Here is a 17,925-nt window from a genome sequence, read left to right on the forward strand (position 1 = left end):
ACAATTATTAAGCACTTAAACATGAAATATAATAGCAGAATTAGTAGAGGCATTTATTGGTGAAAAAATTTTTGTTATATAGTATAATTTATTATAAATATCAAACTATTTTTTAAGGAGATAATGAATGCTTAAAGATAAAATATTGAATAGAGAAACTGGAATAATAACATATGCAATAACACCGCCAAAATTAAACAATTTGCATCAAAAAATTGTAGAAATTTCTCAAAAACAGGTAGAGCGGATAAAGAACATTGATGTAGATGGTCTAATTATTTATGATATTCAAGATGAAATTGACAGACAGAAAGAAAAGAGGCCATTTCCTTTTATTGAAACATTGGATCCAGATTTGTATAACGAGGAGTATTTAAAGAATTTAGCTGTTCCTAAAATTATATACAGATGTGTAGGAAAATATGATGAAAATCAGTTTTCAAAATGGATAAAATCTGATAAAGATAGCGATAGATTTTCTGTATTTGTTGGAGCATCTTCTAGTAAACAGGGAGTTAAGCTGAAATTATCTGAAGCATATAGAATAAGTGAACAATTAAATCCAAATTTAATTTTAGGTGGAGTTGTAATACCTGAAAGACATGTGACTCATAAAGATGAACATATGAGAATAATCAATAAAGTAGGTAAAGGATGCAAATTTTTCGTCTCACAGGTAATATATAATCTGGAAAATTCCAAGAATTTTTTATCGGATTATTATTATTACTGTAAAAATAATAATATTGAGATGAAACCTATAATATTTACTATTACACCTTGTGGATCTAAAAAAACATTGCAATTCATGAAATGGCTTGGAATAAATGTTCCCAAATGGATGGAAAATGATCTTATGAATTCACAGGATATATTGCATAAATCAGTATCTTTATCAGAGAATATTGTTGAAGAATTATTGGATTTTGCATTGGAGAAGGATATACCAGTTGGATTTAATATTGAAAGTTTGTCAATTAGAAAAGTTGAAATTGAAGCTTCAATAAAATTGGTTAAAGATATAAAATCAATAATTGAAAAGAGATTAAAATAGATATAAATATTTTGTATTATTATATAAAAAGCACTTTTGGAGTGAATCCATAGTGCTTTTTATGTTTATTTGGTTGAACTTACAGATAGAGTTTTTAATAGAGCATAGGATTTGTTTCCATCTCTAATTTCACTAAAATAAGGTTAAAATTACTTTTTAAAGATGTATTTTTAAAAAATGCATTTTAACTGACCAATCTTTTTTATAGGGTATATTTAATATATTTGGGGTATGTTGGGAAACTAAAGGATAGTTTTCATAGTATGATGTTATAATTGCCGAATGCTGCATTCTTCCATTTGCATTTTGATAGAATATTATATCTCCAGGTTCCATCATGGATATGGAATTCACTTCTGTGCCTTTAATACCATATAGTTTATCCTTATCATTAATTTTGAGATACCAGTAAAGGGAGCCGGCAGTAGACCAAGATACAGACCAGCTCCTATTATTGTACCACCACTGATTTTTCCCTGAAGTTACCATTGGTGCACCTCCAGCTCTTAAACATTGAGATATAAAGTTTGTACAATCCCCTCCATTGTTACCATACACTAAAAAATATTTATAATCTGGATTTGGTTCTAAAGCATATTTAACGGCATAATTTACAGCGTTAACTTTGGAATAAGATGTACTATTTCTATAATTCACATAAGTACTCCATAAAGTTGATTATGATATAATCTATGTTTATATGTTTTATAAAGTTACAATATTATTTTATATTTACTTGGCTATGTCTTCACAAGCTTCTGAATTGACAGGTGATTTTTTATTCTTGCTCAGAATAATGGATATAAAAATACTTGTTAAAAGTATAGAGAATATAATTGCCAAAGACGCTATTACTGAAACATTTATATGGAAGAAAGTAATGGAAAGCTTAATACCTGTAAATATTAATATACATGCAACTCCATATTTAACATATGCAAAATTATTATGAAGTTTTTCAAGTAAAAAATACATATTTCTAAGGCCTAATATTGCAAATATATTAGAAGTATATACTATAAATGGATCTGTAGTTATTGAAAATATAGCAGGTATTGAATCTATGGCAAAAATTATATCAGAAGCTTCTATAAGTATTAATATGGCAAATAGAGGTGTAGCATATAGTATTTTATTTTTCCTGATAAAAAATTTTTCTCCCTCAATCTTATCAGAAACAGGAATTATTTTCTCCAATAATCCAATTACTCGGCTATTTTTAAAATTAATTACTACATCATTTTTAAATATCATTTTGATTCCACTTATTATAAGTATTATGCCAAATATATATAGCATCCAGTGAAATTGATTGATAATAGTAACACCTAAGATTATAAATATAAATCTTAGAATTATTGCTCCTATAATTCCGTAAGTAAGTATTCTTTTTTGATATTGGGGATTTACGGCAAAACACTCAAATATTATGAGGAACAGGAATAGATTGTCCAAACTAAGACTTTGTTCTATAATGTATCCACCTAAAAAAGCTAAGGCTTTTTCATGACCCATGAATATATAAATCCCTGCATTAAATATAAGTGCCATTCCTATCCAGAATCCTAGATGTATTAAAGATTTTTTTGTAGACATAGAGTTACCCTCCTAAATTTAATATTTTTTAAAAAATAAGACTTTTATCATAATTCTATTTTATATGTGAATTATGATAAAAGTCTTATTACCCGAAGGTTTACAAAACCAGATTTAGATATTCTAAATCGAACTGTTGACTTTGTAATTTCAATTACTCCCTTTTAATATTCAATATTATATTTTATGTTAATTATAGTAGCATAGATTCAAAAAAATATCAAGTTTACAATATTACATATAATTTAAATATAAATCATATAATAAGGTAATAAATATCATTTAAATCACAACAAATAAGGTAACATGTATTTTAAATGGGAAATTAATGATAAGAGTATATTATTTGTGTTAATATTAATATTGGAAATGTTTTTATACTAAAACATATGGAGATGAATTTGTTATATTTCTAAATGTATAAAATTAAACGTGCTAGAAAGTCCATGATTTATAGAAAATTTTTAGTTTATTATATATAATGGTAAGTAAAAATACTTAACTATTAAGGTGATATAATGGATAGAGATAAGTTGCTTCAAATATTTAATGAACAAATAAGTGGTAAAAACCATGTTAAAGCAATGAGAATTATAAATAATGATTTGATTTCATCTGTAAATATTGAAAGTGAAGATAATCTTATTTATATAAAAGGCAATGTTATTTCAGAGAGTCTTTTTAATCAGTATGAAACGCAAATTGAAATAGATGCTGTAAATAAAGAGATAGTTTCAACTTATTGCAGCTGTCCGGATTATGAAAACAATGAATTTAGAAGGGATAATTACTGTTGTAAGCATTTAGTAGCTACATTTTATGAGTCTGTAGATGATATTCTAAAAAATTCTCTCTTTAATGATGAAAAAGGAAAAGACATTTTCCAAACAAAAAATAATGTTGATACTTTGTCTATGCTTTTAGGTGATGAAAAACATAAAGAAGAAATAAAAATGGAAGTCTATGTAAACAGAAATCAATGGGACAATAAAATTTCTGCTGAGTTTAGGATAGGACTTAGTACCATGAATTCAAATGAACTATATGTGCTTAAAAATTTAAAACAGTTTTTGATGGCACTTTACAATAATATACCAATAAGCTATGGGAAAAAATTTACTTTTAATATGGCCAATAACAAGTTAAGCATAAAAGACAAGGTGCTTATAGATTTCATTCAAATGCTAAGTAGTTTAGAGGAAAGTCATACATACAGAAGTAAAATAAAAAAGTCAAATATAGATGGAAAATATGTCCATATACCAGATTATCTTGTAAGAGAATTCTTTCAAGTCGTAAAAGATCATAGGGTTTATCTTGATGAGGGATTTTTATATAGATGTGTTGAAACTGAAATATTGGAAAAGTACCCACCTGTAGAGTTTGATTTAAGAATGTCCAAGGGAAATTATATTCTCAAACTGGAAAATGGACCCCCTGTTCCACTGAGTTCACGAAACAATGTATTTTTTTATGGATCAACTATATATATTCCAGATGCTGAATACTGTACTAGAATAAATCCTTATCTTACGGTTTTCAATGGTGTCAGATCTGTTGCGTTACCGGCATCTAAGGAGGAGTTCATACTTAGAAATTTGATCCCTCAGCTTAATTTATTGTCTGATAGTGTGGCTATTTCAAGACCCATAAAAAACAAGATAGTCAATGAAAAATGTGAATTTAACTTTTATTTTGATGAGAAACGAAAACATATTACACTTACAACTAAAGTTAAATATGGATCCTTTGAATTTAATATATTTGAGGATTGCAGGGAAAAAATCATATATAGAGATTCTAAAAAAGAATTGGAGATTTTAGGATTGCTAAGGTCTCTTGGATTTGAACGTATGGGCAATGAATTTCGCCTAATATGGGGTGATGATTATGTATTTAGATTTTTCAAAAGTGAAATAGAAAAACTTCAAAGTGTAGGAGGAGTTTTTTATTCCGAGAATTTCAAAGGAATCAGATCCATTAATTCTAAAAATATCAGTGGAAATATTCAAAAGGGAAAGTATGATTATCTTGAAATGAAATTTAAGCTTGGAGATATACCAGAAGATGAAACAACAGCTATACTTCAAGCTTTTAGAGATAATCTTAAATATTACAAATTAAAAAGTGGAGAATATCTTGACCTGGAGGAATTGGAACTTAAAAAGTTTTTAAAACTTTTAGATGTAGTTTCACCTAAGAAAATTAATGAGAATTATATTCAAATACCTAAAAACAAGGGAATATATCTGGATGAATATATAGAAGAGAACAATATAAGATATATTAAAGGAAAGTCGGAACTTAAAAAAATAAGAGATAAGTTAAAAAATATAGATACCATTGAATTTAAGGAACCTGATAATTTAGGAGAAAAATTGAGAGATTATCAAAAGACAGGATATAATTGGCTTAAAACACTGGATTATTTAGGATTCGGCGGTATACTTGGAGATGAAATGGGACTTGGAAAAACTTTTCAGGCAATTGCATTTTTGATTTCCAATCCAAACAGCAAATCTTTGATTGTAGTGCCTACGTCGTTAGTATATAATTGGATTCATGAATTTGAAAAATTTGCTCCAGATATGAAAGCTGCTGCAGTTAATGGTACCAAAAAAGAACGTAAAGAACTTATTGATAATATAGATAAATGGGATGTTGTTATAACTACATATAATCTTTTAAAAAGGGATATTGGAATGTATGGAGAAATGGACTTTGATTATTGTATTTTAGATGAGGCGCAATATATAAAAAATTCCCATTCTCAAAATGCTGAAAGTGTTAAAAAGATAAGAGCAAAAACAAGGTTTGCCTTATCTGGTACGCCAATAGAAAATTCTGTAATGGAATTGTGGTCCATATTCGATTTTATAATGCCTGGATATCTGTATGATGAAAAGAGATTTAGTGTGAGGTATTATAAGAGATTTAAGGAAGAACCTGTAGTAATTGAGGACCTTAATAGACTTATAAAGCCATTTGTTTTAAGAAGAAGAAAGAAGGATGTTATAAAAGAACTTCCTCAAAAGATAGAAAAGACAATTATGGTGAATATGGATAAGAAGCAGAAAAAGGTTTATGGAACTTATGCAAAACATGTATTGGCACTTATTGAAAAGAAAGTAGAAGATGATGAGTTTAAAAGTAGTAAAATTGAAATACTGGCATATATTACAAAACTAAGGCAGCTATGTCTTGATCCTTCAATAGTAATGGATAATTATACGGGTAACAGTGCTAAGATAGAGGCATTAATGGAGCTTTTAGTTCAGAGTATAAATGAAGGACATAAAATATTGGTATTCTCCCAGTTTACTTCTGTACTTAAAAATATTGCGGGGAAAATAGCTGCAGAGAGTATAGATTATAGCTATTTGGATGGATCCGTACCTTCAAAGAGCAGGATGAAAATAGTAGAAGATTTTAATAATGGAAATAATCCGGTATTTTTGATAAGTTTGAAGGCGGGAGGAACAGGACTTAATCTAACATCTGCGGATGTAGTAATACACTTTGATCCCTGGTGGAACCCTGCTGTAGAAGAACAGGCTACAGACAGGGCACATAGAATAGGTCAGAAACATGTTGTAGAAGTTATAAAGCTTGTGGCAAAAGGCACTATTGAGGAAAAAATAATACAACTTCAAAGGGAAAAAAAGAAGCTCATAGATAGTTTGATAGGAGATGGACTTTCGGGAGATTCAGGAATTACAGCTTTATCAGAAAAAGAAATAGTAAACTTGTTCAAATAAATTTCAGAAATAAGCAAGGGTAAGACCCTTGCTTGAAAAACAATTCTTTTATAAATCTTTATTTTTATAGATATTACATGAAAGTGAAAATGATATTATAAAAACAATACAGCATATCGATACTATGATAGAGTCTAGTATAATTTCAGGCATATTGTTTAAATTATTTATAATAAACTCATAATTAATATATTTATGAAGTACCCCATCTATTGATGATAGTAAAAAAAATACACCAAATATTAATATCAAGGGTATAAACCTTGCTTTTAGATATCCGTATTTAAAATATAGGGGGAAATTTATACAATTAAGAACTAAAGAAAGTACAAAAGTTATAAATATATCTTCAATATTCAAGGATCTTGGAAAATCAATAAATCCTAAAAAATGTATGATATTTCCCAATAAAAACATAGTGATTATTCCTATTAAAGTAAAACAAAATATGGATATATATTTTGCTGAAATTATATGTATCCTTTTTACGGGCAGGCTGTTTAAAAGTATTTCAGCTTTTTCATCATGTAAAACAGCATTTGTTATAAATACGAAAGTAATAAGTATTGGAACAAATATACAAATATTATTACCAAGACTTTTAAAGTTCAATAGTATTGGTAATGAGCATATAATTGTTGTTATAAAGCTTTTTTTCTGTATTAATATATCTTTTAAAATAAGATTTCCCATTTTTATTCCCCTTTCACTGTATATACCATTATGTCATCAAGGCTGGCTCTTTCAATTACAACCCTATCTTTGAAAAAATTTTTAACTTCCTCTACGTTGGTTGTAAGAGCTTCAAATCCAAATGAATTTTCACGTATTCCTATGAATTTATCTCTAATGTTATTATTTAGAAGGTCCTTGTCTCCCTTTACTATTCTGTAATTTTCAAGTATGCTGTCTTTTGTATCTGAAAATACGATTTTCCCTGACTTTAAAAAGGTAATATAATCTGCTATCTTTTCCAAATCTGTAGTAATATGAGTGGAAAATAGTATGGCCTTATTTTCATCTTGAATTATAGAATAGAGTATATCCAGCATTTCACTTCTGAATACTGGATCAAGACCTGAAGTAGGCTCATCCATTATTATAAATTCTGCATTATGAGAAAGTGCAATTGCCAGAGAGTATTTCATCTTCATTCCTTTTGAAAGCTGCTTTATTTTTTTCTTCTTTGGAAGAGCAAATTCATCCATATATTTATCGAAAAGTCTATTATCCCAATCCTTATAAAAACGTGATATTATATTTTTCATACTTACTGTAGTTAAATCCTCATAAAAATAGTTCTCATCATATACAAAACCTATTCTCTGCTTTATTTGTTTCTCATATTTTATATTGTCAAGTCCAAAAACTTTCACAGACCCGGAACTTTTCTTTATGAGATTCATTATAAGTTTTATAGTAGTACTTTTTCCTGCACCATTTGGACCGATAAGTCCCATTATATAGCCTTTAGATAGATTTAAATTTATATTGTCCAAAGTGAATCCCTTATAAATTTTAGTTAAATTTTTAATTTCCAAAATATTGTCCATAAATTTTCCTCTCCAATTCATATATTGTCATATAGAATATCCAGCATTTCTTTTAATTCTGATTTTGTAAATCCAATGATTTTACTTTCTTCTATAGCTTCAATTAGTTTGTCTTCAATTGACTTTATCTTTTTTTCTTTTAAAAGTTCTTTGTTTTGTGATGACACATAAGAACCTTTTCCAGGTACAGTTTCAATGAAGCCTTCTCTCTCCAGCTCTTCATAGGCCCTCTTGGTAGTTATTACACTTATTTTCAGTTCCTTTGCAAGATTTCTTATAGAAGGCAGAAGTTCTCCAGCAGAAATATTTCCTCTTACTATATTGTCTTTTATCTGATTTGTAATTTGTTCATATATAGGATCCCTGGATACATTTGAAATAATTATGTTCATAATTGTTACTCCTTATATTGTATATACTGTATATATTATAATATATACAGTATATACAATATAAGACCAAATGTCAATAGATGGATTTGACCTTATGTATATTAATTAATATAATAGAAAAAATAATAAATATTGGAAAGGAGACATATACAAATGATAAGTATAAGCAAACTCCTTTGTGATTCTCATAATTATGGTGACAATCTTAGATATATAAAAGGAAGTTCTATTGAAAAATGTGGAGTTAGCAGAGGGAGAGGTCCTGTAGTTGTATGGAACTGTACGAAAACCTGTAATTTAAAGTGCAGACATTGCTATGCAAATGCAGATGATAGAAGATATGAAGGAGAGCTGACATTTGATGAATCGAAGCAGTTCATTGATGATCTAAGTGATTTTAATGTGCCGGTAATATTATTTTCTGGTGGTGAACCTCTTATGAGAAGAAATTTTTTCGACATACTGGGATATGCAGACAAAAAGCATATTAGAAGTACTATATCTACTAATGGAACGCTTCTTGACAGGGATGTATGCAAAACATTGAAAAAGCTTAATGTTGGATACGTAGGGGTGAGTCTTGATGGAATAGGAGAAAACCATGATAAATTTAGAGGAGTAAAAGGATCATTTGACAGTGCATTGACTGGAATAAGGAATTGCAGATCATCAGGTCAAAAAGTTGGTCTCAGATTTACCATAAATAAAAACAATTACAGGGAATTGGAAGATATTTTTTATTTGATAAAAGAGGAGAATATACCTAGAGTATGTTTTTATCATCTGGTATATTCAGGTAGAGGAACTGGAATGATAGATGAAGATATTACAAAAGATGAAACTCGAGAGGTTATGGATCTTATTATGAGAAAATCACTTGAATTTGGAAAGAATACGGAAATACTTACTGTTGATAATCATGCAGATGGAGTATATGCATATTTGAAGTCATTAAAATTATTTAAAAATAGATCGGAGAATATACTGAATCTTTTAAAAGTAAATGGAGGAAACAGATGCGGTATGGCTTTTGCCGATGTGGATTTCTATGGAAATGTACATTCAGACCAATTTACATGGCAGTATAATTTTGGCAATATAAGAGAAAATAAATTCAGTGATATATGGAAGAGTGGTTCTCACAAAATACTAAAAGGACTTCGAGATAGAAAGGGGCTTCTCAAGGGAAGATGCGGGAAATGTAGATGGATAGACCTGTGCAATGGAAATTTTAGAACAAGAGCTGAAGCGGTATATGGGGACTTTTGGCAGCAGGATCCTGCCTGCTATCTTACAGATGAGGAGATAATAAGACGATGATAGTATCATGGAATACTACAAATAAGTGCAATTTAAAATGTAGTCATTGTTATAGGGACTCAGGAAAACAGCTTTTAGGGGAACTTGATACACTTGAGGCAAAATTGCTGATAGATCAAATTGTAAAAGCAGAATTTAAAATAATGATATTTTCCGGTGGTGAACCACTTATGAGGGAAGATATATTCGAACTTGTAAATTATGCATCAAAATCCGGACTCAGGCCTGTACTTGGCAGTAATGGTACTTTGATTTCCATGCATATTGCAGAACAATTGAAACAATCAGGTATTGCAGCAGTAGGAATAAGTCTTGATAGCTTGGACCCAAAAAAACATGACGATTTCAGAGGTTATAGTGGAGCATTTGAAGATACTGTTTCTGCCATGAAAAATTGTAAAAAAGCAGGTATAAGATTTCAAGTACATACTACAGTAATGGAGTGGAATAAAGACGAGATAATGGATATTACCGACTTTGCAGTGTCTATAGGTGCAGCAGCACATCATATATTTTTCATGATACCTACAGGAAGAGCAAATAATATGGAAGATGAGCTTTTGAGTCCAAAAGAATATGACATCCTTTTAAAAACAATAATGAAAAAACAACAACAGGTTCATATAGAATTGAAACCTACATGCGCACCTCAATTTGTTCCAATTGCTGAAAACATGGGCATGAATATAAGATTCAAGAGGGGATGCTTGGCAGGTATAAAATACTGCATAATAAGCCCCAAAGGGGATGTGCAATCCTGTGCATATTTAAGGGACATTTCAGGAAATGTACGCATAACACCATTTAATGAAATATGGAAGAACAGTAAATTATTTAATGACTTAAGAACTCAACAATATATTGGCAAGTGCGGTATATGCAGGCATAAGAATTCATGTGGAGGTTGCAGGGCGAGGGCGTCCTATTATAGTGGAAATTATATGGAATCAGATGGATTATGTAAAATTTAGATATTTATACGGAGGATATTTATGGATGATATAGATGAAAAATTGCTTAATTTAATACAGGATGAAATTCCAATGGATAGAAGACCATTTCAGATATTGAGCAGGAAATTGTCCATTGATGAAGTGGAAGTAATTGAAAGGATAAACAAACTGAAAGAGGAAGGAATAATACGGAGAATAGGTGGTATTTTCAACTCAAAAAAACTTGGATATATAAGTACTCTTTGTGCTGCAAGAGTACCTTATTACAGGATAGATGAAGTTGCTGAATATATAAATGGATATGATGAAGTAACACATAATTATATAAGAGAAGGATTATATAATATGTGGTTTACAATTATAACCTATTCTGAGGAAAAGTTAATTAGTATACTAAAAGATATAAAGACAAATACTGGTTTGAAGGAAATAATGAATTTGCCTGCAACCAAGTTATTTAAAATAAAAGTAGATCTGAATATGGAGGAAAATTAAAATGCTTGACAAACTTGATAAAAAAATAATATGCAGGCTTCAGAACTCAATTCCAGTAAATTCCAGACCATATAAAGATATAGCTGATGATCTTGGTATAGGTGAAGATGAACTTTTAGATAGAATAAGATACTATAATAAGGTTGGAATACTTAAGAGAATAGGGGCTGTGTTATATCATAGAAGGGCGGGATTTAAGGCCAATGCCATGGTAGTTTGGAATGTGGATAAAAAGGATATGGATACAATTGGAGGATATATGGCGTCCATCCCGGAAATAAGTCACTGCTGCAGCAGAAAAAAGTTTGGAGAGTGGAAATATGAATTATATACAATGGTACATGCAAAGAGTAGGGAAAAGTGTAGTACAATCATTAAAAATATAGCTAATAATACAGAAATTGAGGATTACAGAGTACTGTATAGTATAAGAGAATTAAAAAAAACAAGTGTAAAATATTTTTAAAGAATAGTCTAAATATTTGATATATTGTTAATTGTATGCTATTATTAATATACCATAAAAATGATAAAAAACAGTTTTGGAGGATGATATTATGAGCTTTTTTTCAAGATCATCAAAAGGGCGTCATAGGGAAGATGTAAACAGAGGTAGTAAATACTATAAAAGACAAGGATTTTTTAGCCGCTTATTTAGAATGTTCGGTTCATTTTCTAATTCAAGAAGTAAATATAACAGTGGACACTATTATAATTCACGAAAGAATTATTATTCTAATAAAAGATATCACAGAAAAAATTATAAAAGTTCATGGTCATGATTGCATTTTTTAAAAGCAATATACACCCACCAGGATATTTGCTTGGTGGGTATAGAATTATAAAATTTATAGGTGAAGGACGATTTGGGATATGTTATCTTGTTGAATTAAATGGAAGTAGATATGTGTTAAAACAAATTAAAGCTAAGGCTGTAAAAAAATACAAAAACAAGGTTATATTTGAAGAACAGATACTTTCAACAGTTAATCATTCACTAATTCCAAGAATAGTCGATACAATAAAAAATAATAATACGTTTGCATATATTCTAGAATATAAAAAAGGAAAGACTATAGAGGAAATGATTTTCAGAGATATGTATAAATTCAATCGTAATGAAATTTATACTATAGGAATACAGTTAATAGACATAATGAAGTATTTGCATAAAAGATACATAGTACACAGGGATATAAGAATACCGAATGTTATTCTTAATAAAAGGAATGTTTATCTTATAGATTTTGGGCTCGCAAGATTTGTTGATAATGAAAAATATATATTTTCTGACGACTTTTTATATTTTGGGCACTTTCTTCTTCATTTATACTATTCTTCATTTGTGAGAATTAGCAAGAGATCAAAACCATGGTATAAGGAATTAAAACTTTCCTGTAAAGAAATGAATTTATTAAAAAGATTATTAGGTATAAATATTGTATATGAAAGTATTTATGAGTTAGAAAGTGATTTTTTAGGGTTGAAATTAGGATGGATTTGAGGGAAAATTAAATCTGTCCTAATTATTTTATTGCATAAAAATTCTTGAATTTAAATACAGACTATAGAGGTAAAAAAGATGAATTTGGTTAAATCATATGGAAAATGTATAAAAAAAAATATAGACAATCCTACCAAGGCAATTAATTTGATAAAAAGGGGATTTTCTCTTGCAAAGTTTTTAGCTTCAACTTTTAAAAATAAAGAACTTCCACCTTCATTGAATTATTTGAATAAGATTTCTTTGGATTTTATGCTTGAACCTATTAAACATCCTGATAATTCAGCATTTGTTACAATATTTTCACCAGTTGAAATTCTCCATGCAATGGGTATAAAACCGCTTTTAATTGAGGGATTTTCATCATTTCTTTCGGGAACCTATTGTGAAGATATATTTATAGATCATGCTGAAAAATGTGGTATTTCAGATACATTATGTAATTATCACAAAGCATTTGTAGGGGCCGTGGAATCAGGAATAGCCCCCAAGGCGAAATTTTCCATAACTTCTTCAATGATATGTGATGGAAATCTAAATACATGCAGATATATATCGGACAAGTATAAAGCACCTTATTATTATCTCGATGTACCTTATGAGTACAATGAGTATACTGAAAAATACGTAGAGGATCAGCTCTATGAAATAGTGGAGTTTATTGAGGATGTAACGAAATTAAAGTTTAATGAAGAAAAATTAAAGGAAGTTATAAAAATTGAAAATGATACCAAAAAATATATGCGCAGTTTTTATAAAAATTTGAGATCTAAGTATTTTCCCAATACTCTTACTCTGGAAATGTTCAAATTATTTGCTTCACATTTAGGAATAGGAAAAATAGAAACCCTGAACTTTTATAAAATGCAATCTGAGGATATAAAAAAATACTCTAGTTATAAGGGAAAGAGAATTTTATGGAGTAACATAATGCCTTTTTATAGTGAAACTTTAAAGGAGTATTTGAATTTAAATAGAAATTGTCAGCTTCTGGTTTGTGATTACAACTTCGATAACTTGGATGAAATGGACTATAATCATCCTTATGAAGCTCTTGCAAAAAAATTTCTTAAAAATAGATTAAATGGTTCTTTTGAAGGTAAAATAAAAAATGTTGTTAGTATGGCAGAAGATTTTAATGCAGATGGAGTTATAAATTTTTGTTCGTTCGGATGCAAACAGTGCAGTGGTGGAACGATGATTTTAAAGGATGTACTTAGAAAAAAGAATATCCAATATTTATCTATTGATGGAGATGGGGTTGATAGACGTAATGCACATGAAGGACAAATAAAGACAAGGATGGAAGCATTCATGGAAATACTGGAAAAGAAATCGGAGGTGGAAAGATGATAGGTTATGTTTGTAAATATACTCCTTTTCATATAATAAAGGCATTTGGAGAAGAAGTTGTTAGAATAGATCCAAATGTTAAAGGATTTGATAGAGCAGACACTTTGATGCACCCCAGTATATGTACATATGCAAAAGCAGTACTTGAAGAGTGTATGAATTCAGATATTCATAATGTAATTCTTGTAAACTGCTGTGATAGTATAAAAAGATTATATGATGTACTTAGGGAAAGTTCTTATTTTAAATTTGTACATCTCATAGATGTACCTAGAAAAAGAAATAGAGCTTCAAGCTTGTTGATGAAAAATGAGATTATAAAACTTATAAATGCAATAGAAGAGTTTACAGGTAAAAAATTTGACAGTGATAAGTTTATAGATATAGTCAATTCGGAACATGTTATAAAAAATCACAAGCAGTCAAATATAAATATTGCAGTCATAGGATCACGAGTAAAGAATTCTATTATCAGGCAAATTGAAGATGCAGGCGGTTCTGTAAATTATAATCTTACTTGTACGGGGAATTTTACAAGAACTACTACACTTTTTAGAGATGAGGACTTCCTTTTAAGTTATTCATCATTTTTATTAAATTCATTTCCATGCATGAGAATGGTAGATAACAGTGACAGGATTAAAGTTATAAATGAAAATTTATCCAATATAGATGGAATAGTTTATCATACAACTAAATTTTGTGATGTTTATTCTTTTGAATATGCAAAGCTTAAAAATATAATTTCCATACCAATGTTGAAGATAGAAACTGATTATACAGAAGAAGGTAGTGGTCAAATGAAGACTAGAATAGAAGCTTTTATGGAGACTATTAAAACAAAGCATAATGTTAGTGAAGATATACAAAAATCAAGAATAATAAAAAGTGAAAGCTCTAACAAAGACGTTTTAGTTGCAGGTATAGACAGTGGTTCTACTTCTACAAATGTAGTAGTAATGAACGAAAAAAGAAAAATATTATCTTATTCTATAGTAAGAACTGGTGCTAAAAGTAAAAATGGTGCAGAAAATGCAATGAAGGAGGCTTTGAACAAAATAGGGATTACAATTGACATGCTTTCTAAGATAATATCTACAGGATATGGACGTGTAAGCATTCCTTTTGCAGATAAAGAAATAACTGAAATTACGTGCCATGGTAAAGCAGCTTATTTTTTGAACAATTCTGTCAGAACTATAATTGATATAGGTGGACAGGATAGTAAAGCCATAAAGTTGGATGATAGAGGCAATGTAGTTGATTTTGCCATGAATGATAAATGTGCTGCAGGTACTGGACGGTTTCTTGAGATGATGAGTCGAACTCTTGAAGTTCAATTGAATGAAATGGGAAACAAATCTCTGAACTGGAAAGAAGATATAGATATAACAAGCATGTGTACTGTATTTGCAGAATCGGAAGTTGTTTCACTTGTTGCACAAAACAAGGAAATATCAGATATAATTCATGGACTTAATAAATCAGTTGCAACTAAGACAATATCTCTTGTAAATAGAGTAGGCAAGAAGGAAAATTATATGATGACTGGAGGAGTTGCAAAAAATATAGGCGTTGTAAAATTACTGGAAGAGAAATTGCAGAAAAGTATATTTATACCTGATGAACCACAGATAGTGGGAGCATTAGGAGCAGCTCTTATTGCACTGGAGAATGTATAATAACTGGTTATCTTTGTCATAATATTATTGAACACATTATATATAAGAAAGTGAGTTTAATATATTATGAAATGGGAATACAAAGTATTTACAATTGAACATTTTTATAACTTAAATAAAAGCTTAGATGTAGAAAAAGCACTAAATGATTATGGAAAAGATGGTTGGGAGCTTGTAGGTGTTTTACAGAAGCACTATCCAACATTGGGAAATTCATGCAAACTTGATAATGATTCAATAGTATTTAAAAGAGCCATTAAATAATAAAACTATAAATATTTAAGTGGAAAACCATAAGTGAAAGGTTTAATATATACGTATATGTATTAATGAAGTGTGGCGAATTTAGAGATCGATTTGTATTTATAAATACAATCTTTCACTAAATAAAACATGAAAAATAGAAAAATTGCATATTTATACTTAACTATAGCTTTCTGTTTATGGGGCAGCTTGTATGTAGTTAGTAAATTTGTACTTGGAAAAATTCCTCCATTTACAGTTTCATTTATTAGATATTTGATTTCAGGAATAATATTGTTATTTTTATTAAAAATGAATAAACCTAAAAAATAGAGAAAAAAGATTACAAATATATTTTTTTAATAGGTTTTGTAGGATATTTTTTGTCACTAGGAGCGCAGTTGTTTGGAACAAAGTTATCCAATGCTTCACTGGCATCACTTATTAATTCTATGAACCCTGTTTCTATTATGATATTTGCTGCAATTATTTTAAAAGAAAAATTAACTATAAAGAAAATAATATGTATTGCTCTAGCCATTGTTGGTGTTTATGTTATTATTGGAGGCGTAAATGGAAAGGGACAGACAACTGGAATTCTGATTTCATTATTTTCAGTAATTTCATGGTCAATTGTTGCCGTTATAACAAGACGAATTACCCAGAAGTATGATGCCATTCAGATTACAACATATGGCATTATTATTGGAGGTATATTTACATTACCAGTTTCAGCTTATGAAGTTATAACAACACCTAATATTAAATTTGATTGGAATATTATTTTTGCATTAATTTATATAGGTTTGTTTTGTACTGCAATTGCGCATGTACTTTGGAACAAAAGCCTATCCATGTTGGAAGCTGGAAATTGTTCATTGTTTTATCCTATACAACCCATGGTATCAGTATTGTTTGGATGCATGTTCCTAGGAGAAAAAATTGATATAAAATTTGTTCTTGGTGCAATTCTTATTATTGGAGGAGTTATATTTAGCATTGTTGGTAAAAAGGGAAATAGCAATTCAAATGTGAAAAAGACCGGAAAACTATCGCATACTGCATAGAGGTATATGGTAAGTTGATTGTTACTTTTTGTAGACTTAGTTACTTAAAAGTGCGTACTTGTATTGTACATTAAAGTATCCTATATTTTAATTATAATATGAATAGGGAGTGAAATATATGAAGGTTATAGCTTTTAATGGAAGTTCTCATAAGAATGGCAATACATATCAAGCGATAAGAATTGTATTGGATGAACTTGAAAAACAGGGAATAGAAACTGAAATTGTTAATCTTGGAAATAGAGCAATTAGAGGATGTACAGGATGTAATCAGTGTGCAAAAAACAAAAATGAGAGATGTGTGCTTCCTGAAGATGGGGTTAATGAATGTATACAGAAGATAAAAGAAGCAGATGGTGTAATACTTGCTTCACCTACATATTATTCAGCAATTTCTGGAACAATGAAGTCCTTTCTTGATAGATTTTTTTATGTTGCAGGTTTCAACGGGGGAATGCTTAGACATAAGGTCGGTGCATCAGTTGTTGCTGTAAGACGTGCAGGAGGAATACCAGTTTTTAATCAACTAAATAACTACATAAATTATTCTGAGATGTTGATGCCATCTTCAAATTACTGGAATGTTATAAGTGGCACAGTACCAGGAGATGCGTTAAAGGACGAAGAAGGTATGCAGATAATGAGAGTGCTTGGTAAAAATATGGCATGGCTTATGCAACTAGTTGAAAATGGAAAAGAGAATGTTTCAGAACCAGAAAGTGAAAATAAAATATTTACTAATTTTATTCGTTAGTTTTATAAAGAAGACTGTTTCAAAACATATTTTGAGACAGTCTCTTTTATTTACCACATTTATTGTATAAGTCCTAAAAAGTAAATTATATAGGGTTGAATTATTTATGTTCATATTGTAAAATTAACAATACTTGCTTATGAAATTGCATGGACGTTGGTATATGTTATAATATAAATAGTGTTATTTTTTTAACTTAGT

At 29.3% G+C, this 17,925-nt stretch carries 19 protein-coding genes; 14 read left to right on the forward strand and 5 right to left on the reverse strand.

Annotation, left to right across the window (positions count from 1 at the left end):
• The first annotated feature begins 127 nt into the window (after window positions 1–127).
• On the forward strand, window positions 128–1,054 hold the full coding sequence (locus KM800_RS09255) for a methylenetetrahydrofolate reductase (protein WP_217812829.1): 927 nt from the start codon (window positions 128–130) through the stop codon (window positions 1,052–1,054).
• Between the two features lie 156 nt (window positions 1,055–1,210).
• On the opposite strand, the gene KM800_RS09260 is transcribed toward KM800_RS09255, so the two are convergent.
• Together KM800_RS09260 and KM800_RS09265 are read right to left on the reverse strand one after the other, a co-directional pair.
• Window positions 1,211–1,711, reverse strand: coding sequence for an amidase domain-containing protein (locus KM800_RS09260; RefSeq protein WP_217812830.1), 501 nt, complete (start codon window positions 1,709–1,711; stop codon window positions 1,211–1,213).
• A 75-nt stretch (window positions 1,712–1,786) separates the two neighbouring features.
• The gene (locus tag KM800_RS09265; protein ID WP_217812831.1) at window positions 1,787–2,650 is read right to left on the reverse strand and encodes a TerC/Alx family metal homeostasis membrane protein; all 864 of its coding nucleotides are present in this window, start codon (window positions 2,648–2,650) and stop codon (window positions 1,787–1,789) included.
• A 518-nt stretch (window positions 2,651–3,168) separates the two neighbouring features.
• Here KM800_RS09265 and KM800_RS09270 point away from each other — a divergent pair.
• Window positions 3,169–6,408 (forward strand): DEAD/DEAH box helicase, encoded by a 3,240-nt coding sequence (locus KM800_RS09270; protein ID WP_217812832.1) that lies wholly within the window; start codon window positions 3,169–3,171, stop codon window positions 6,406–6,408.
• A 48-nt stretch (window positions 6,409–6,456) separates the two neighbouring features.
• On the opposite strand, the gene KM800_RS09275 is transcribed toward KM800_RS09270, so the two are convergent.
• From KM800_RS09275 to KM800_RS09285, 3 genes are read right to left on the reverse strand one after another with little or no spacing between them, the layout of a single operon-like run.
• The gene (locus tag KM800_RS09275; RefSeq protein ID WP_217812833.1) at window positions 6,457–7,101 is read right to left on the reverse strand and encodes an ABC-2 transporter permease; all 645 of its coding nucleotides are present in this window, start codon (window positions 7,099–7,101) and stop codon (window positions 6,457–6,459) included.
• A 2-nt stretch (window positions 7,102–7,103) separates the two neighbouring features.
• The gene (locus KM800_RS09280) at window positions 7,104–7,961 is read right to left on the reverse strand and encodes an ABC transporter ATP-binding protein (protein WP_217812834.1); all 858 of its coding nucleotides are present in this window, start codon (window positions 7,959–7,961) and stop codon (window positions 7,104–7,106) included.
• 17 nt (window positions 7,962–7,978) lie between these two features.
• The gene (locus tag KM800_RS09285) at window positions 7,979–8,353 is read right to left on the reverse strand and encodes a GntR family transcriptional regulator (RefSeq protein ID WP_217812835.1); all 375 of its coding nucleotides are present in this window, start codon (window positions 8,351–8,353) and stop codon (window positions 7,979–7,981) included.
• Between the two features lie 153 nt (window positions 8,354–8,506).
• Between KM800_RS09285 and nirJ1 the strand changes: the two genes are divergently transcribed.
• The 12 genes from nirJ1 to KM800_RS09340 all read left to right on the forward strand — a co-directional run bounded on the left by nirJ1 (window position 8,507) and on the right by KM800_RS09340 (window position 17,724).
• Window positions 8,507–9,673 (forward strand): putative heme d1 biosynthesis radical SAM protein NirJ1, encoded by a 1,167-nt coding sequence (gene nirJ1, locus KM800_RS09290; protein WP_217812836.1) that lies wholly within the window; start codon window positions 8,507–8,509, stop codon window positions 9,671–9,673.
• Window positions 9,670–10,644 carry a putative heme d1 biosynthesis radical SAM protein NirJ2 gene (gene nirJ2, locus KM800_RS09295; RefSeq protein WP_217812837.1) on the forward strand — a complete coding sequence of 325 codons (975 nt, stop codon included), beginning with the start codon at window positions 9,670–9,672 and terminating at the stop codon, window positions 10,642–10,644. Before nirJ1 ends, nirJ2 begins: the two co-directional genes overlap by 4 nt.
• A gap of 21 nt (window positions 10,645–10,665) precedes the next feature.
• Window positions 10,666–11,121, forward strand: a complete 456-nt coding sequence (locus KM800_RS09300; protein WP_217812838.1) for an AsnC family transcriptional regulator — start codon at window positions 10,666–10,668, stop codon at window positions 11,119–11,121.
• A gap of 1 nt (window position 11,122) precedes the next feature.
• Complete coding sequence (locus KM800_RS09305) at window positions 11,123–11,587, forward strand: Lrp/AsnC family transcriptional regulator (protein WP_217812839.1); 465 nt, start codon at window positions 11,123–11,125, stop codon at window positions 11,585–11,587.
• Between the two features lie 91 nt (window positions 11,588–11,678).
• On the forward strand, window positions 11,679–11,903 hold the full coding sequence (locus KM800_RS09310; protein WP_039652031.1) for a hypothetical protein: 225 nt from the start codon (window positions 11,679–11,681) through the stop codon (window positions 11,901–11,903).
• On the forward strand, window positions 11,900–12,625 hold the full coding sequence (locus KM800_RS09315; RefSeq protein ID WP_217812840.1) for a serine/threonine protein kinase: 726 nt from the start codon (window positions 11,900–11,902) through the stop codon (window positions 12,623–12,625). Before KM800_RS09310 ends, KM800_RS09315 begins: the two co-directional genes overlap by 4 nt.
• A 78-nt stretch (window positions 12,626–12,703) precedes the next feature.
• Window positions 12,704–13,978 carry a 2-hydroxyacyl-CoA dehydratase subunit D gene (locus KM800_RS09320; RefSeq protein WP_217812841.1) on the forward strand — a complete coding sequence of 425 codons (1,275 nt, stop codon included), beginning with the start codon at window positions 12,704–12,706 and terminating at the stop codon, window positions 13,976–13,978.
• Window positions 13,975–15,660, forward strand: a complete 1,686-nt coding sequence (locus KM800_RS09325; protein WP_217812842.1) for an acyl-CoA dehydratase activase — start codon at window positions 13,975–13,977, stop codon at window positions 15,658–15,660. Before KM800_RS09320 ends, KM800_RS09325 begins: the two co-directional genes overlap by 4 nt.
• Before the next feature lie 66 nt (window positions 15,661–15,726).
• Complete coding sequence (locus tag KM800_RS09330) at window positions 15,727–15,924, forward strand: DUF4177 domain-containing protein (RefSeq protein WP_217812843.1); 198 nt, start codon at window positions 15,727–15,729, stop codon at window positions 15,922–15,924.
• Window positions 15,925–16,053: 129 nt separating this feature from the next.
• Window positions 16,054–16,236 carry an EamA family transporter gene (locus tag KM800_RS15495; RefSeq protein ID WP_254906513.1) on the forward strand — a complete coding sequence of 61 codons (183 nt, stop codon included), beginning with the start codon at window positions 16,054–16,056 and terminating at the stop codon, window positions 16,234–16,236.
• A gap of 50 nt (window positions 16,237–16,286) precedes the next feature.
• Window positions 16,287–16,970 carry a DMT family transporter gene (locus KM800_RS09335; protein WP_254906514.1) on the forward strand — a complete coding sequence of 228 codons (684 nt, stop codon included), beginning with the start codon at window positions 16,287–16,289 and terminating at the stop codon, window positions 16,968–16,970.
• 118 nt (window positions 16,971–17,088) lie between these two features.
• Window positions 17,089–17,724, forward strand: a complete 636-nt coding sequence (locus tag KM800_RS09340) for a flavodoxin family protein (protein ID WP_217812844.1) — start codon at window positions 17,089–17,091, stop codon at window positions 17,722–17,724.
• Window positions 17,725–17,925 lie beyond the last annotated feature (201 nt).

This window comes from Clostridium tyrobutyricum (assembly GCF_019144085.1).
Taxonomy (GTDB): Bacteria; Bacillota; Clostridia; order Clostridiales; family Clostridiaceae; genus Clostridium_B; species Clostridium_B tyrobutyricum_A.

Bases quoted from the DNA above. Each gene is read 5' to 3' on its own strand.
- KM800_RS09255 (WP_217812829.1), top strand. From the start codon at position 128: ATGCTTAAAGATAAAATATTGAATAGAGAAACTGGAATAATAACATAT.
- KM800_RS09265 (WP_217812831.1), bottom strand. From the start codon at position 2,650: ATGTCTACAAAAAAATCTTTAATACATCTAGGATTCTGGATAGGAATG.
- KM800_RS09270 (WP_217812832.1), top strand. From the start codon at position 3,169: ATGGATAGAGATAAGTTGCTTCAAATATTTAATGAACAAATAAGTGGT.
- KM800_RS09275 (WP_217812833.1), bottom strand. From the start codon at position 7,101: ATGGGAAATCTTATTTTAAAAGATATATTAATACAGAAAAAAAGCTTT.
- KM800_RS09280 (WP_217812834.1), bottom strand. From the start codon at position 7,961: ATGGACAATATTTTGGAAATTAAAAATTTAACTAAAATTTATAAGGGA.
- KM800_RS09285 (WP_217812835.1), bottom strand. From the start codon at position 8,353: ATGAACATAATTATTTCAAATGTATCCAGGGATCCTATATATGAACAA.
- nirJ1 (WP_217812836.1), top strand. From the start codon at position 8,507: ATGATAAGTATAAGCAAACTCCTTTGTGATTCTCATAATTATGGTGAC.
- nirJ2 (WP_217812837.1), top strand. From the start codon at position 9,670: ATGATAGTATCATGGAATACTACAAATAAGTGCAATTTAAAATGTAGT.
- KM800_RS09300 (WP_217812838.1), top strand. From the start codon at position 10,666: ATGGATGATATAGATGAAAAATTGCTTAATTTAATACAGGATGAAATT.
- KM800_RS09305 (WP_217812839.1), top strand. From the start codon at position 11,123: ATGCTTGACAAACTTGATAAAAAAATAATATGCAGGCTTCAGAACTCA.
- KM800_RS09310 (WP_039652031.1), top strand. From the start codon at position 11,679: ATGAGCTTTTTTTCAAGATCATCAAAAGGGCGTCATAGGGAAGATGTA.
- KM800_RS09315 (WP_217812840.1), top strand. From the start codon at position 11,900: ATGATTGCATTTTTTAAAAGCAATATACACCCACCAGGATATTTGCTT.
- KM800_RS09320 (WP_217812841.1), top strand. From the start codon at position 12,704: ATGAATTTGGTTAAATCATATGGAAAATGTATAAAAAAAAATATAGAC.
- KM800_RS09325 (WP_217812842.1), top strand. From the start codon at position 13,975: ATGATAGGTTATGTTTGTAAATATACTCCTTTTCATATAATAAAGGCA.
- KM800_RS09330 (WP_217812843.1), top strand. From the start codon at position 15,727: ATGAAATGGGAATACAAAGTATTTACAATTGAACATTTTTATAACTTA.
- KM800_RS15495 (WP_254906513.1), top strand. From the start codon at position 16,054: ATGAAAAATAGAAAAATTGCATATTTATACTTAACTATAGCTTTCTGT.
- KM800_RS09340 (WP_217812844.1), top strand. From the start codon at position 17,089: ATGAAGGTTATAGCTTTTAATGGAAGTTCTCATAAGAATGGCAATACA.